16 protein-coding genes are annotated in these 14,871 nt (G+C 66.1%); 11 read left to right on the top strand and 5 right to left on the bottom strand.

Going from position 1 to position 14,871, the window contains the following annotated elements; all coding sequences use genetic code 11:
- Window positions 1-51: 51 nt before the first annotated feature.
- Window positions 52-954: an FAD-dependent oxidoreductase gene (locus tag BST27_RS27565; protein WP_232007487.1), complete on the bottom strand. Its 903-nt coding sequence runs from the start codon at window positions 952-954 to the stop codon at window positions 52-54.
- Here BST27_RS27565 and BST27_RS34875 point away from each other — a divergent pair.
- Window positions 868-1,617 (top strand): DUF5994 family protein, encoded by a 750-nt coding sequence (locus BST27_RS34875; RefSeq protein WP_346243003.1) that lies wholly within the window; start codon window positions 868-870, stop codon window positions 1,615-1,617. The two genes, BST27_RS27565 and BST27_RS34875, sit on opposite strands and share 87 nt — an antisense overlap.
- 105 nt (window positions 1,618-1,722) lie before the next feature.
- Window positions 1,723-2,694 carry an alpha/beta fold hydrolase gene (locus BST27_RS27555; RefSeq protein ID WP_069422647.1) on the top strand — a complete coding sequence of 324 codons (972 nt, stop codon included), beginning with the start codon at window positions 1,723-1,725 and terminating at the stop codon, window positions 2,692-2,694.
- Here BST27_RS27555 and BST27_RS27550 read toward each other — a convergent pair.
- Complete coding sequence (locus tag BST27_RS27550; RefSeq protein ID WP_079220029.1) at window positions 2,689-4,035, bottom strand: flavin monoamine oxidase family protein; 1,347 nt, start codon at window positions 4,033-4,035, stop codon at window positions 2,689-2,691. The genes BST27_RS27555 and BST27_RS27550 overlap by 6 nt on opposite strands.
- Window positions 4,036-4,107: 72 nt before the next feature.
- Between BST27_RS27550 and BST27_RS27545 the strand changes: the two genes are divergently transcribed.
- On the top strand, window positions 4,108-5,091 hold the full coding sequence (locus BST27_RS27545) for a TIGR03617 family F420-dependent LLM class oxidoreductase (protein ID WP_069419193.1): 984 nt from the start codon (window positions 4,108-4,110) through the stop codon (window positions 5,089-5,091).
- Here the strand turns inward: BST27_RS27545 and BST27_RS27540 are convergent.
- Both BST27_RS27540 and BST27_RS27535 read right to left on the bottom strand, forming a co-directional pair.
- A complete protein-coding gene (locus BST27_RS27540; protein ID WP_069419192.1) occupies window positions 5,088-6,203 on the bottom strand; it encodes an Rv3169 family protein in 1,116 nt (371 codons plus the stop codon). The two genes, BST27_RS27545 and BST27_RS27540, sit on opposite strands and share 4 nt — an antisense overlap.
- Window positions 6,203-7,333 carry a phosphotransferase family protein gene (locus tag BST27_RS27535; RefSeq protein ID WP_069419191.1) on the bottom strand — a complete coding sequence of 377 codons (1,131 nt, stop codon included), beginning with the start codon at window positions 7,331-7,333 and terminating at the stop codon, window positions 6,203-6,205. The genes BST27_RS27540 and BST27_RS27535 overlap by 1 nt, the downstream gene beginning before the upstream one ends.
- A 44-nt stretch (window positions 7,334-7,377) precedes the next feature.
- Here BST27_RS27535 and BST27_RS27530 point away from each other — a divergent pair, with 44 nt between their 5' ends.
- Both BST27_RS27530 and BST27_RS27525 read left to right on the top strand, forming a co-directional pair.
- Window positions 7,378-7,980, top strand: coding sequence for a TetR/AcrR family transcriptional regulator (locus BST27_RS27530; RefSeq protein ID WP_069419190.1), 603 nt, complete (start codon window positions 7,378-7,380; stop codon window positions 7,978-7,980).
- Window positions 7,974-8,819 carry an SDR family NAD(P)-dependent oxidoreductase gene (locus tag BST27_RS27525; RefSeq protein ID WP_069419189.1) on the top strand — a complete coding sequence of 282 codons (846 nt, stop codon included), beginning with the start codon at window positions 7,974-7,976 and terminating at the stop codon, window positions 8,817-8,819. Before BST27_RS27530 ends, BST27_RS27525 begins: the two co-directional genes overlap by 7 nt.
- Before the next feature lie 3 nt (window positions 8,820-8,822).
- Here BST27_RS27525 and BST27_RS27520 read toward each other — a convergent pair whose 3' ends face one another.
- Window positions 8,823-10,109: an HNH endonuclease gene (locus BST27_RS27520; RefSeq protein WP_069419188.1), complete on the bottom strand. Its 1,287-nt coding sequence runs from the start codon at window positions 10,107-10,109 to the stop codon at window positions 8,823-8,825.
- 134 nt (window positions 10,110-10,243) lie between these two features.
- Here BST27_RS27520 and BST27_RS27515 point away from each other — a divergent pair, with 134 nt between their 5' ends.
- From BST27_RS27515 to BST27_RS27490, 6 genes are all read left to right on the top strand, one after another.
- Complete coding sequence (locus BST27_RS27515; protein ID WP_069419187.1) at window positions 10,244-11,209, top strand: DUF4129 domain-containing protein; 966 nt, start codon at window positions 10,244-10,246, stop codon at window positions 11,207-11,209.
- A complete protein-coding gene (locus BST27_RS27510) occupies window positions 11,206-11,688 on the top strand; it encodes a hypothetical protein (protein ID WP_069419186.1) in 483 nt (160 codons plus the stop codon). The genes BST27_RS27515 and BST27_RS27510 overlap by 4 nt, the downstream gene beginning before the upstream one ends.
- Window positions 11,689-11,708: 20 nt before the next feature.
- Window positions 11,709-12,686, top strand: a complete 978-nt coding sequence (locus tag BST27_RS27505; RefSeq protein ID WP_069419185.1) for an AAA family ATPase — start codon at window positions 11,709-11,711, stop codon at window positions 12,684-12,686.
- On the top strand, window positions 12,683-13,936 hold the full coding sequence (locus BST27_RS27500; RefSeq protein ID WP_069419184.1) for a DUF58 domain-containing protein: 1,254 nt from the start codon (window positions 12,683-12,685) through the stop codon (window positions 13,934-13,936). The genes BST27_RS27505 and BST27_RS27500 overlap by 4 nt, the downstream gene beginning before the upstream one ends.
- 8 nt (window positions 13,937-13,944) lie before the next feature.
- Complete coding sequence (locus BST27_RS27495) at window positions 13,945-14,385, top strand: hypothetical protein (RefSeq protein WP_069419183.1); 441 nt, start codon at window positions 13,945-13,947, stop codon at window positions 14,383-14,385.
- A gap of 166 nt (window positions 14,386-14,551) precedes the next feature.
- Window positions 14,552-14,871 (top strand): PE family protein (locus BST27_RS27490; RefSeq protein WP_139805407.1); only part of this gene is annotated, 320 nt, incomplete at its 3' end.

Below are 14,871 nucleotides of genomic sequence, written 5' to 3'. Positions count from 1 at the left end.
TCCAATTATTCCTTGCAGGACAGGCACTTTCGCATATCTACACCCCGAAACTCACAACGTTTCACGAAAAATCCGGGCTAGGGCGTTCACGGCACGGAGCTGCCCGTCGGGAAGCGGGGGGTCGAAGGTGATGGCGCCGGACTTCAAGACGCCGAGCGGGACCGTGACGATGGCGGCGCGTCCTTCGAACGAGCGGTCGCCGGCCCGTACGGTGACGGAAGTGTCCCGGCGGACCACCGCGGTGACCGTCGTATTCAGCTCGATCTGCAGGCCGTCGGCGAGCAGCCGGGGTATGGCGTCGTAGCCGTTGGTGATGACGACCTGCGGGCCACCGGTGAAGTTACCCTGATCAAAAGTGTTGGCCGACAGCTGATCTGCGTCGGCGGCGTATTCCTCTTCAATTTCGGAGTTGATGTAGAACGCCAGCTCGGCGCGCTCGGTGATGGTGAGTTCTTCGCGGCTGGCCGCGGCCTCGACGGCCGCGGCCAGCGTCCCGCCGTCGACTTCCGCGTTTGCGTCGGCAACGAATTGGCGCCAGGCCTTGTTGTCGTAGTTGACCCTGGGCAGTCGCGGGTCGATCGCCAACTTTGCCGACTCGTAGTAGGCGGTCGGAACCCGTTGCGCCCGAACCTTTTCGGCGAGCTCGTTTAGCGGATTGTCGGTGGTGCCGTGAATCCACGACGCACCCAGCTCCAGCGGTGCGTTCCAGTCGCGGTTTGTATTGACCCGCCCGCCAATTCGATTGCGGGCTTCGATCAACCGCACCGGCCGGCCTGCATCGGCCAGGCTGCGCGCGGCGGCCAGACCCGCAATACCTGCCCCGACTATCAGCACCGAGTCGTTGTCCGGCGGCGCCGGCTTGCCGGCGTGGTGATCGGGCGCGGCGCAGCCGGCCACAAGAGCGGCGCCGCCCACCGCCGTCGCCAAGAACTCCCGACGGGATATCGGGGCCACGGCAGTCAGCGTCTCATATTTCATCCTGAGCACGGACGATGGCGTAACGTCGGACACGAGCTGTTTTGTTTTCAACCGTTGTCCTCACGCACGACCAGCGCGAGCAGATCGACAGGCAATACGACTCCGTCGTCCTACACCCGTAGGCGGTCGATTTCGAGTTCGAGGGGCCCGCGCGTGGATCGGAAATCAGGGACGGTTCGGGTGACACTGGCCTCAACGCTCGGACGTCACATCGACGGAGCCTGGTGGCCCCGGAGCGCCGCCATTGGGCGCGAGCTTCCCCAGTTGGTCTCGCTCTTGGGCGCACGTCTGGGGGAGATCGTCGACATAGAGGTCGGTTGGTCCGCCTCGCAGGCTCCGCCCAGGTTGGATGTGCCTGGTTGGGAAGGCATGCACCAGCACGTGCTGACCATCATTGGTCGTGACGCCAGCGCAAACCTGCTGATCGTGCCTCATCGAACCGGTACAGCTTTGGCCGTGATGGTGCTTAGGGTTGCGGCCGGCCTGCCCATTTCCCCCTCGCACCTTGACACGCACGCTTGCCGCACCGCCAACGCCGTCGTACACGCCGCCCGTATCCAACGGGAACTGCATAGGGGGCGGCTGGCCAACTGCCCGGCGGATGCGTCTTCGTCGACCCCGAACGTCACAGGGCGATAACGGACTCGGCGTCGCCGCACCTAACCGCCGCGCCTCTCTTTACGTTCAGGTAAAGTCTGCGATCCAGGGTGCGGCAACGAGGCCGCGTTCAAAAGGGGAGCGGCGATGATTGCTCGGAAGTCCCAGGTCAGTGTTCCGTGTCCGTCGCCGGATGCGTTGCCGCCAAGTCAGACCCTGAAGGTCCGCGCCCAGGACGGCACCCCACTGCACACCCAGGTGTTCGGGCCCCCGGACGGATACCCGATCGTGTTGACCCACGGGATCGTGTGTGCCTCCCGAGCCTGGGCCCACCAGATCGCCGACTTGTCGTCCGAGTACCGGGTGATCGCGTTCGACCATCGGGGCCATGGCCAAAGCGGCGTTCCGCGAAAGGGCAACTACAGCCTCAAACACCTTGCGTCCGACCTGGATTGCGTCCTTGACGCGACGCTGGCCCCGCATGAGCGCGCGGTGATCGCCGGGCATTCGATGGGTGGAATCACGATCGCCGCCTGGTCGCACCGCTACCGCCACAAGGTGGCCCGGCGTGCCGACGCCGTCGCAATGATCAACACCACCTCCGGGGACCTGCTGCGCCAGGTGAAACTGCTGCCGGTGCCACGCGAGCTGTCGCCGGCGCGGGTGCTGGCCGGTCGCAGGCTGATCAGTACGTTTGGTGGCATCCCGATCCCGGGGGCGGTCCGGATCCCGACGCGCTACCTGATTGCGATGATGGCCGTCGCCGCCGACGCCGACGCGAGCGCGTCGCAGCTGGTCTATGAGTTGTTCGCCCAGACATCGCCCGCTGGGCGCGGTGGTTGCGCAAAGATGCTGGTCGAGGAGGTGGGCACGGGCTACCTGAACCTGGACGGCCTGACAGTGCCGACACTGGTCATCGGCAGCCGGCGGGATCGGCTCACCCCGATCGCCGCAGCGCGGCATATCGCCAAGACCGCCCCGAACGTCATCGACTTGGTCGAGTTGCCCGGTGGCCACTGCTCGATGTTGGAACAGCCACACGAGGTGAATCGGCACCTGCGTGCCCTCGCCGAGATGGCGGCGACCCGGCACGGGTCGGTCCACCGGATCAGCTCATAACAACGCGCTGACCTCGGCGGCCGCCCGCTGGCCCGACCGGACGGCACCGTCGAAGTACCCGGTCCATTCGTCCGCGGTTTCCGTGCCGGCCCAATGAATGGGCCCGACCGGCGCGCGCAGCCACCGCCCGTATCTGGTCCAAGACCCCGGCGGCACCGCCGCGGTCGGTCCGCCCGGCGCGAATTGCTCAGTGCCCCACCGTTGGTCGGCGTAGTCGAGCGGCGTGAGCGCCTCATCGCCGAATACCGCGGCAAAGCAGCGCAGCGCATCGCGTCGGCGCTGGTCGGCAGGGAGCGAGTCGTAGTTGCGAGAGTCGACGAATCCCAGCAGGAGGCCGGGCCCGTCGTCGTGCGGGCTGAGGTCGAAGGTGATGAACACCGGTCCCTGGTCGGACAGGGTCTGACCGGAGAAACCGTTGGCCCGCCAGAACGGCTTTTCGTACGCGGCGTAGGCCTTGCTCAGCCGGCCCTGCGGCCAGTTCCTGGCGAGCTCGTCATACTCCGGTGGGAGCGGGGGACTGAACTCGATGGCGGCGCGGTGTGCCGGCGGGATCGCGACGATGACGAAGCCCGCCTCGGCCTGGCCCCGATCGGTCGTGATCGTCACGCCCGCTCCGTGCCGCTCGATGCGCCGGACCGGCGCGTTGACCACGACACGGTCGCCGAGTTCGGCCGCCATGGCGAGGGCGATCTGCTGCGTGCCGCCCGGGAAGTGGTCCTGCTGGGCACCGTTGTCGGTGTCGAGCAGTCGGTCCAGGCCACCGGCGGCACGGATGTAGCGGGCGGCGTGCAGCATCGACACATCCTCGGGCTCGCAGCCCCACGTCACCCTGCTCATGATCGCCATCAGGTCATGCGAGCTCGCCGTCGCCTTCACCATGCGCAACCACTCCCGCAACGACACCGCGTCGAGGTGGTGGGCTTGCGGCGCATTCCAGGGGGCGTCGATCGGAACGTCGCGGCAAATCCTGTCGAGTTGCCACTGCAGCCGGCCGATATCGACCAGGCCGAGCAGTGACAGCCGCGGAATGGTGCCGCTGTACGAGCGCGACGCGCCGCGCCAGCGGATCACGTTCTTGCCGGTGTGGCGTGTCGGGACGGTGGGAATCTGCAGTTCGGCTGCCAGCTTTAGGACGGCATCCTGGGTGGGGCCGACAAAGGATCCGCCCAAATCGATTGGCAGGCCAGCGACGCTGCCGGTGAAGGAGCGACCGCCCACGCGGTCGCGGCCCTCGAGCACCACTACGTCATGACCTTGTCGCGTCAGTTCTCGTGCCGCGGCCAATCCGGCGAAGCCGGCACCCACCACGACGACGTCGACAGTCCACGGCGGGTTCGTCACGCCCTCTAGTCAACATCATTTGGACGGCTCTCCCTAGGATGAAATTGATTTCCGAAAACGGAGGCAGACGCGTTGAAAGTCTTGACAGCCCTGTATGGGCTCACGGATGCGGCCGATAACGCACGGGCGTTGCGCGACGCCGGCGTACACGGCGTCGCAACCTTCGAAGGACCGCACGACGTGTTCGCTCCGCTCACGCTGGCGGCGACGGTGGGCGGGCTCGACCTGATGACGAATGTGGCGATCGCTTTTCCGCGCAATCCCATCCATCTGGCACATCAAGCCAACGATCATCAATTACTCTCCGGCGGCCGGTTCCGCCTCGGTCTCGGTACCCAGATCCGTCCGCAGATCGAGAAGCGGTTCGGGGCGCAGTTCGACAACCCGGTAGGTCGCATGGTTGAGCTGATCGCCGCCCTGCGCGCGATCTTCGACGCGTGGAACACCGGCTCCCGCTTGAACTTTCGTGGTGACTATTACCGTCACACGCTGATGACGCCGACCTTTAGTCCGGGTCCGAATCCCTACGGCCCGCCCCCGATTTACGTGGGTGCGTTGGGGCCTAAGCTAACCCGGGCCACGGCGCAGCACGCCGACGGCTTGTTGGTGATGCCATTCGGCTCCAAGCGTTTTCTGCACGACAGCACCATGCCCGCGGTGCGCGAAGGTCTTGCGGCCAGCGGGCGCGGCTCCGACGAGTTTGTCATCATCCCCGAAATCATCGTGTCGTCGGACGATCCGGAGGCCATCGCGAGCACGCGCCGACTGCTGGCGTTCTACGGGTCGACGCCCGCTTACCGGCCGGTGCTGGCGGCCCACGGTTGGGAAGAATTGCAGCCCGAGCTGAATGCGATGTCCAAACAAGGCCGTTGGAACGATATGGCCGACCTGATCGACGACGAGATGCTGCACACCCTGGCGGGCTGCGGTGCCCCTGCCGACATTGCGGCGTATGTCCGCGACCGCATCGACGGCATCGCCGACACTGTCTTTCTGTACCAGCCCAAGCCGATCGCCCTGCCGGTGCTGGAGGCGGTCGTCAACGAATTGCGCTAGGGCGCGACCGTCAACCAGTCCTTGAAGCCCGAAGGGTCGTGGCGTCCCAATGCGCCGTGCTCATAAAGACCCCAGCCTTCTACCGGATCCGCGTCGCCCTCGCGGCACACCGCGCGGCCCACATGGTCGATCACCCCGAATCCGGACCGGCCGATGATCGCCGGGTCGGTCATGTCGTAGGTCAACCGTTCGACGAATTTCTCGCCCTTCCACGTCCCGTGCAGCCAATCCGAATCACCGCCGTAGCCGCCACCGACGTGGATCGGGACCGGCAGCTTGGACTCCACATCGAAGTGAACGGGACTGCCGTCGGGTGTAGTCGCGTCGATGCTCGCTCCGGTTGGGATGCGGGTGCCGGAACGGTAGTGAATCTTGACCCGGGGCCAGCCCAGTTGCTCGACCCGGCCGTCGCGCCAGACCCGGGTGCAGTCATTGAGCGAGCGGAACCCGTTGGGCTCCTCCTGAATGATCAGCACGATCGCGAAGTCGTCGAACGCCATCGGCACGTACAGCCACCACATGCCTTCGAACGGCGGGTCGGCCGGCCGGCCGGCGGGTTCGGGCTCGCCGATGGGCCGGATACCCCAGGACCGATCGCGGCTGCCGATCCACGTCGCGGGATCGACGTTGATCTCTTCGCCGTCGACAACGATGCGGCCCGTCCAGCTGCCTAGTTGCGCGAAACGCTGCGCGTCCAAGGTCACCCGGTTGCCCGAGCGCAGGATGTGCGGCTGCTCCTGGACGACGTCGAAAAGCCCGTCCCAGGTGAGATCGGCTGCGACGCCTTCTGTTTCGTCGAGCACTATCCGGAGTTTGCGCAACGGTTCGATGACTTCGACCCGATAGCCGTTGACGTGCTGGTTGAGTCGGTCCTGGTCGATCGCGTCGGAAAGGTGGACCGCGGTTTGGGTATCCCCGCGTCGGACGAGGAAAAACGCGTCCTTGACCCCGAGGTTGGGGTAGTAGCCGATGCCGGTGATGACAAAGATGTCCCCGGTGCGGTCGTGGGCGTTGAAGTAGGAACGGTCATAGAAGTTGCGGTCGGACGACCCGGGCCAGGCGATCGGCTGAGGGATCTGGTGTACCGGGTATTCGTCTAGTGGCCCGAGCATTACTGATCCTCTCCGATAAGGCGTTTCATCAAGCCGGCGTGGTAGAACAACGACTCCACGTCATCAGGCTGCTCGGCTTCGCCGAAGTGCACCCGCCGGGCACCGGTGCGCATGAACACGCACGCCCACATCACCCCTGCGTATGCGTAAAACCAGCGCAGGTCACCGAGTTCCACGCCGGTGCGCTGTTGATACGTCGCGCGAACGTCGTCCTCGCGCAGTACGTCGGGTAGACCCGGCAGCGTAGCCAGGCCGGCTAGTTCTTCAAAAACTTTGTGCGCGTATATCATCCACGCGACATCGAGCTCCCGCGGGCCCAGCGTCACCATTTCCCAGTCCAGCACCGCTACCGGTTCGAAGTCGCGGTACAAGACGTTGCCCACCCGCGCATCGCCCCATAGCAGCACCGGTTCACCCGCATCGGCCGCTGTCGGCCAATTGTCCTGCAGCCATTCGAAACTGCGCTCCACCAACGGCGAACGCCCGATGCCCGGCACGGCGAAGTCGTACCACGCCCGCACCCAGCCGAAGTGCTTGCGCAGCGCGGTGTCACCGGCCAGGCCTTCGGTGAGGAATCCGAATGTCTGCTGCGCGTTCGGGATTGAATGTAGTTTGGTCAGAATTCCGACCGAGGCATCCTGCAGATGGCGCTGCTTTTCGGCCGACGCGTCGGAAAACCAGTTGCCGCCGAAGGTGTATGGCATCACGTCCGGTGGCACCACACCGTCGACGTAGTCCATCAAGAAGAACGGCGCCCCCAGCACATCCCCGGTGTTTTCGATCCAGCGCACCCGCGGGACGGGCACATCGGTGAGTTCACCCACTTGCCGGATGACTTCGAATTGGTGGTCGAGGCGATAGGTGGGGAACACCGGCACGTCCTGGGCGGTGGGTGCCACCCGGGCCACCAGCTTCTGCTCGACGGGTTTGCCGTCCTCTTCCCAGCGGGCGGTCAAGATGATCGTCTCCGACGACATGCCCGTCGAGTCGATGCCGCTCTCCACCGTGATTTCGGGGGCGGCGGGCAACACCGTCGACAACCACCGCGACAACAGCTTGGGTACCGTGCTGGTGTCGCGGCTCGAGCGCTGCATGCGGCCTATTTCCTCGACCGCCGGTTCATTGGCCACAGGTGCTTCCTTCGCGCGGTAATTACGATACGGTAGGTAGCGTTATGAAAGCAGAGACGTCTCCCATTGACAAGGCCCCCGGTGCCGGGCGGCCACGGGACCCGCGCATCGACTCTGCCATTCGGGCAGCGACCGCCGAGCTGTTGGTGGAAGCCGGCTATTCCAATCTGAGTCTGGCTGGCGTCGCCGAGCGGGCCGGAACCACCAAGTCGGCGCTGTACCGGCGCTGGTCAAGCAAAGCGGAGCTGGTGCACGAGGCGGCGTTCCCCTCGGCGCCTACCGCGCTGGAGACTCCGGCCGGCGACTTCGCCGCCGACATCCGGATGATGATCGTGGCCGCGCGTGACGTGTTCACCACCCCGGTGGTGCGCGCCGCCCTGCCCGGTCTGCTGGCCGACATGACCGCCGACGCCGAACTGAACGCGCGCGTCATGGCCCGCTTCGCCGACGTGTTCGCGGCCGTGCGGGTGCGACTGTGTGAGGCCGTCGAGCGCGGCGACGCTCATCCCGATGTCGATCCTGACCGGCTAATCGAATTGATCGGAGGAGCGACGATGCTGCGGATGCTGCTGTATCCCGACGACAAACTGGACGACGCCTGGGTGGATCACACCGCCGCCATCGTGGTGCACGGAGTGACATGCTGACGGGTCGGAACGCGATAGTCACCGGCGCCAGTCGGGGACTGGGACGGGCAATTGCACTCGCCCTGGCGGCGGAGGGAGTCGCCGTGGCCGTCGTGGGGCGCACCGAACAGGTGTGGGACGAGCGGCTACCCGGAACGATCGGCGAGACCGTCGCCGACATCGAGGCGGCCGGCGGCCGCGCGGTCGCGGTACGGGCCGACCTGACGGACCGCGAGGATATCGTCCGCCTGGTCGAAGAGTCGCGAAATGCGCTGGGCGCCATCACGATTCTCATCAACAACGCCGCATTCACCGCTCCTGGCCGGCCGCCGACGCCGGGTGCCGCGCCGCGGACCAAAACAAAGTCTGCGGTTAAGCCCGGCTGGCCGGGATTCGTCAGTACCCCACTCAGCGCGTACCGACGGCACTTCGAAATCGCGGTGTTCGCGGCGTACGAACTCATGCAGCTCGTCAGCCCCGACATGATCACCGCGGGTCGCGGCTCGATCATCAACATCACCTCCATCGCATCCCGGCTACCGGGCCCCGGGCCGTACAAAGAGCGTGGCGGCGTCCTGCCCGGCTATGGCGGCTCCAAGGCCGCGCTCGAGCACTTGACCTCCTGCGCCGCATACGACCTCGCCGACCACAACATCGCGGTGAACGCGCTTGCACCTTCCAAGGCGATCATGACCCCGGGCTTGTCCTACTACGCCAAAGGATTTGACGAGGTCAGCTCCGCGGACGAATTCGCGCAGGCGACAGTGCAACTGGCGCAAGTCGACCCCAGCGTGGTCACCGGCCGGACCATCGGGCATCTGCAGGTTCTCGACGGCAGTTTTGCGCCGTTCAGCCCCTGAGTGTCAGGCGGCGTGGAGGTCGACGAGCGCGACCCCGATCGCGATTTCCACTTCGCCGACGTCGATGAGTGGGTAGCCGGGCAGCGGTGGCGCGATGGATAGGTGACAGGTTCCCGTCGGTGTCTTGAAACGGACAGTGTGTCTACCGTTTTCGGTGCCTCCCGTCACCTGCCACCCCGGTGCCTCCTTCGCGTAGTTGCAACGCTCGCACAAGCCGGCACCGTTTTCCGCCGTCGTCTTGCCGCCGCGCCGGTGCGGCTGCGCGTGGTCGCGATGCCGAATCCGGGCATCGCAGTACGGGGTGCGGCATCGCTGGTCGCGCACGCCGACGAAGTGGGCCAGGCCACGGGGGAAGCGTCGAGACCGCGATTCCATCGCCACCAACGCGCCGGTGTCCGGTCGGGCGTAGAGCCGCCGCAGGGTCGCCCACGACCGCTTGTCGGCGAGGGCGTTGTCGACCAGGTTGCGTGCCACTTGCGCGGGGATCGGGCCATGGCCGTCCATCACCGCCGGGCTCGAATCGTCCCCGAACAACACTTGGTCCGACAGCACCAGGTTGACCGCGACCGGCGCCGCCACATCCGCTGGTGTGCCGGTGATGCGCTCGACCAGGGTGTCGGCCATCACCTGGCCCTTGCTCCGGCCGTCGGAGGTGGTGGCTGCGGCGCGGGTCAGGGCGGCAATGACGGATACGCCCTTGGCCACGGGCAACAGCGCGCTGACCCAGGTCATGGTGTCGGGAGCGGGCCGGATGGTCACGGTGCGATCCTGCTCCGCCTTCGCAGCACGATCGACCACGGCGCGCGGGTCCAGTCGGTAGGCGATGGCCTTGGCCTCCGCTTCCACCCGGCGATCGCCCATCCCCTCCAGCTTGGCCGCGTCCTCACACATCTCCCGATCGAGCTTGCGCCGGTCCTCGACATCCAGACAGGCCGACTCCCGCACGATCAACGTGGCGCGCCACTCCGACAACACTCCCTTTTCCAGTGCGGCCAAGGTGTGCGGCATCTCGTGGACCAGGGCACGCGCGAACCCCAGGTGCCGGCCGCCGCGAGCGGGGGAGTCGTGCCGGGCCAGGGCGATTTCACTACCCAGACCGCGGCATCGCTTGGCCGCAGCGACACCGGCGGCGGCCTCGGCGGCCCGGCGGGCGGCGTCGAGGGCCGCGGCCGCGCGTGCCTGGCCAGCCGCGGCGGCGGACTTGACCCGCTCCAGTTCAGTGATGCGAGCGACCAGTTGAGCCTCGTCGGCATCCTGATCTACCTGCGAAAACATATCCAGTTCGAACATAAGTTCGATAGTAGACCGGCCTGCCGACAAGACCACTGGACCGCGGCGGGCCACTGTCGCTAGCCTTCGGTCATGGGGCGCACTCCGGCCTCAGTGCTGCGTTGGCCGGCCAACGTGTCGCTGGTCTTCGGCTGATGTCCGGCAACGCGACGGGCCGCGTGGTGGCCCTGATCGTGCTGCTGTTCCTGACGGCTGCCGCGCTGCGGGGATATCTTCCCCCGCCCAGTGGCGGACGGCTCGCCGACGCTGGCGGCGGCAAGGTGGCAATGACCATCCTGGTCGCGTCGCTCGCGGGAACGCTGGCGATGATGGCGTTCGCGATCATCGCCCGCCTGCGTGATCCCCGCACGGTGGCGCCCAGCTCGGGGGAGCTGTCTCGCATGCTGGGCGGCCGCTCGGCCCGGCCACCTTGGCGCGTGATTCTGATTGGCCTCGCGGTGGTCTTGGCGTGGCTGCTTGTCGCATTCGCCCTGTCCCGGATCTTCCAGCCCTACGAGCTCAGTCCACCTGAGCAACAGCAGGATTCGAACACGACGACATCGGTCGGGCCCCCTGCCACCGCGACACCCCCCAAGAAGCCCGAGAACAACGACAGCAACCGGGGAGTGCTGCAGATCCTCCTCGCGAGCTCAATTCCGCTGGCTCTCATGGTCATCGCCGGGGCCGCCGTTGCCGCGCGGCGCCGCGCTCGATTGGCGCCGGATTCCGACGGTGAACCCGCCGACGACGATGTCGAACCACCGCCGCCCGAAGCCCCTTCCGGCTCTCTGGCGCGTGCCGCCGAAGTCGGCCTGGCGGAGATGACCGACCGCAGCCGCGACCCGCGTGAGGCGATCATCGCCTGCTACGCCGCGATGGAGCGCGAACTGGCGAACGTCCCCGGAGCCGCCCCGCTAGAGTGCGACACCCCCACGGAAGTTCTGGCCCGCGCCGTGGGACGCCGTGCTTTGCACGCCGATAACGCCGCGCAACTGGTGAATCTGTTCGTCGAGGCCCGGTTCAGTCCGCACGTGATGACCGAACAGCATCGCCAAGAGGCAGTGCGGATTCTGCAGCTGGTGCGCGAGGAACTTGCCGGAACTTCCCGGAGCCGAACATGAAAAAGCTTATTGCCCTTGGTATCTGCCTCATCCTCGGGATAGAGGTGCTGGTGCTGGTGCTGCAGGCCCGGCACCTTGTGTTGGCTGCGTCCGGCGTGGCCCTGGCGTTGGTGCTGCTCAACATCCGCCGGGTTATCGGCAGTGGAAGCCAACCCGACGCCGATCTCGATGCCGACGATCTAGGCGAGGGTTTGCGGAGGTGGTTGTCCAACACCGAAACCACGATTCGTCGGTCGGAATCGACGCGGGCGGACTGGGACCGGCATCTGCGCCCAATGCTGGCCCGGCGTTTCGAAATCGCGACCGGCCAAAGCCAGACGAAAGACCCGGCGGCCTTCAATGCGACGGGGCAAACATTGTTCGGCGCCGAGCTCTGGGAGTGGGTTAACCCGAACAACATCGCGCGCACCGGCGATCGCGGTCCCGGACCCGGCCGTCGGGCACTGGAAACCATTCTGCAAAGGTTGGAACAGGTTTGACATGACGGAACGGGTTTGACATGACGCTACCGGCCGCGACCACCACCGCTCACTGCGAAGCGGTGCTCGACGAAATAGAACGGGTCGTGGTGGGAAAGCGTTCGGCCCTCACGCTGATCCTCACTGCCGTCCTGGCTCGCGGGCACGTGTTGATCGAAGATCTTCCCGGCCTCGGTAAGACGCTGATCGCCAGGTCGTTCGCCGCGGCGTTGGGACTGCAGTTCACCCGCGTTCAGTTCACTCCCGACCTGCTGCCGGCCGACCTGCTGGGTTCGACCATCTACGACATGCAGTCCGGCCGCTTCGATTTCCGGCGCGGACCAATCTTCACCAACCTGCTGCTTGCCGACGAGATCAACCGAACTCCGCCCAAGACTCAGGCGGCGCTGCTCGAGGCCATGGCCGAAGGCCAGGTGAGCATCGACGGTCATACCCACCCGCTGCCCCTGCCGTTCATCGTGCTGGCCACCGACAATCCGATCGAGTACGAAGGCACCTACCCATTGCCGGAAGCGCAGCTCGACCGGTTTGCGCTCCGGATGGAGCTGCGTTACCTCTCGGAGAGCGACGAGACCTCGATGCTGCGTCGCCGCCTCGACCGGGGCTCGGCCCAGCCGGTGGTCAATCAGGTTGTGGACGCACACGATCTGCTGGCCATGCGCGAGTCGGTCGAGCAGGTGACGGTACACGACGACGTCCTGCATTATGTGGTCTCACTGGCCACAGCGACCCGACACCACCCACAGGTCGCCGTGGGGGCAAGTCCGCGAGCCGAACTCGACCTGGTCCAACTCGCGCGCGCCCGGGCGTTGCTGCTCGGTCGGGACTATGTCATCCCCGAAGACGTCAAGGCGCTGGCCATTCCGGCCGTCGCGCACCGCATCACGTTGCGTCCCGAGATGTGGGTCCGAAAGATTCAGGGTGCCGACGTCGTCGGAGAATTGCTGCGACGCCTGCCGGTCCCGCGCACCAAGGGCGCTGACGGCGGGTCCGGTTGAGGAACACCCGCGAAATCGAATTGCGCTGGCGCGCAACAGAGCTGACGCTGGCGATCGCCACCTGCGCCGCGGTGGCGTTGGGCGCTGCCGTCATTGCCGGTCGGTGGCAACTGGTTGCGTTCGCGGCGCCATTTCTCGGGGTATTGAGCTCCCTCAATTGGCAGCGACCCGCGCCGACGGTCCTGGTGCACGGGGAGCCTGCATCGCAGCGATGCTTCGAGGACGAGCAGTCCCGAGTGACGGTGTGGGCCGAAGTTCAGTCCGGCTCCGGTGCGGTCGAACTCACGGTGTCGGCTCTTCCCGGCATGGACGTCGAAGTCATCGAGTTGATCGGTCGGGACTCGAAAACTGTTGCGGTGGCGGCACCGCGTTGGGGTCGTTATCCGATCCGAGCCCAGGTCGACGTGACCGCCCGCGGCGGACTGTTGCGCGGCACCGGTTTCGCCGACGCCGCTTACATTTTCGTGTTCCCGCTGACCCCGCCCCAGTCCACACCGACTCCGCAGACCGACCTCCTGGACCGGTTGGGCGCCCACCTCACGCGGTATATCGGGCCTGGCGTCGAGTATGCCGATATCCGCCCGTACGTGCCGGGCGATCAGTTGCGCGCCGTGAACTGGGCGGTCAGCGCGCGCCGCGGACGATTGCACGTGACCCAACGGTTGACCGACCGCGCCGCCGACGTCATCGTGCTGATCGACACGTACCGGCAGCCACCGGGCCCGGCGACCGAGGCAACCGAACGGATAGCGCGCGGAGCAGCGCAAGTGGTGCAGACCGCCCTGCGCAATGGTGACCGCGCGGGGATAGTTGCACTCGGAGGCAACCGCCCCCGCTGGCTTGGCGCCGACATCGGCCAGCGCCAGTTCTATCGGGTGCTCGATACCGTGCTGGACGCGGGCGACCATTTCGAACACACGACCGGGACCTTGGCGCCGCCCGCCGCCGTCCCCACGGGCGCGATCGTCATCGCCTTTTCGACTCTGCTTGACACGGAATTCGCTTTGGCGCTGATCGATTTGCGCAAACGCGGGCACGTCGTGGTCGCCGTCGACGTGCTGGCTGGTTCGCCTTTCGAGAACGAGCAGGATCCGTTGGTGGTCCGGATGTGGACGCTGCAGCGCTCCGCGATGTACCGCGACATGGCTACCGTCGGCGTCGATGTGTTGTCGTGGCCGGGGGATTTCTCGCTCGATCAGGCGATGAGTGCGCTGCCGGACCGGCGCCGTCGGCTGCGTGGACGGGTGTAGGGGGCGGGATGACTGCTGTTGTGCAACGTGGCAGTGTCGTGGCGCCGGTCTTCGGCCTTCCGATGGTTGCCGCGGCGGCGCTCGAATCTGACGGCGCGGCAATTGTGCTGGCCGTGGCGGCGTTGACAGCGGTAGCAACAAGCACCGTATTTCGGCCGGCCGCAACCCTAGCCGTACTCTTGACAATGGCGGTGATCGCATTTTCGGATCCGTCGTATTTGCTGGTGGCGCTGTCGGGGCTGTGCGGTGTTGCCTATCTGGTGTGCCGGCATGCCGGGCCCGCCGCGGATCTGGTCAGCACCGGACCCACAATCGTTGGGTCATTGGGGTTCACATTCGCGGGCCTGGTCGCGACGGCGTTCCCGCTGCAGCTGCCGTGGCTGCCGTTGGTGGCCCCACTTGCGATATTGGCGATCTACGTGTTGGCCACGCGCCCATTCCTGGGTTGAAACTGACGGAACGTTGGTGACGGCAACTCTTCAGATTGCCGTAAGCCTATTCCGCCTTTGTGTAATAGCTGTCGCCGCGAAACCGGCGGAAAACCAGGACAGAATTGACGGGGTCATCATACGATGACGCCGGAATGCCGGCCACTGGGCAGGGAGCGGGAAATAAATGACGTCTTTGCTTGTCGAACCGGAGATCGTCTCGGCGGCCGTAGCGGACATCGAAACCATAGGTTCGACCGTGACGGCGGCAAGCGGCGCGGCGGCCGCTCCGACGTCCAATTTGTTGGCCGCCGCGGCCGACGAGGTGTCGGTCGCCTTCGCCAATCTGTTCGGTGCGTATGGAAAAGAGTTTCAGGCCGTCGTCGGCCAGGTCGAGGCGTTCCAGACGCAGTTCCAACGGACCTTGGCCGCGGCCGCAAACGCATTGGGAACCGCGGCCGCGCCCAATGCATCCTGCAGTGCAGTCACGGTCGCGAGTTCGGTTTG

The organism is Mycobacterium intermedium, from assembly GCF_002086275.1.
Lineage (GTDB): Bacteria > Actinomycetota > Actinomycetes > Mycobacteriales > Mycobacteriaceae > Mycobacterium > Mycobacterium intermedium.
This window is presented reverse-complemented; position numbering and strand designations above follow the sequence as displayed.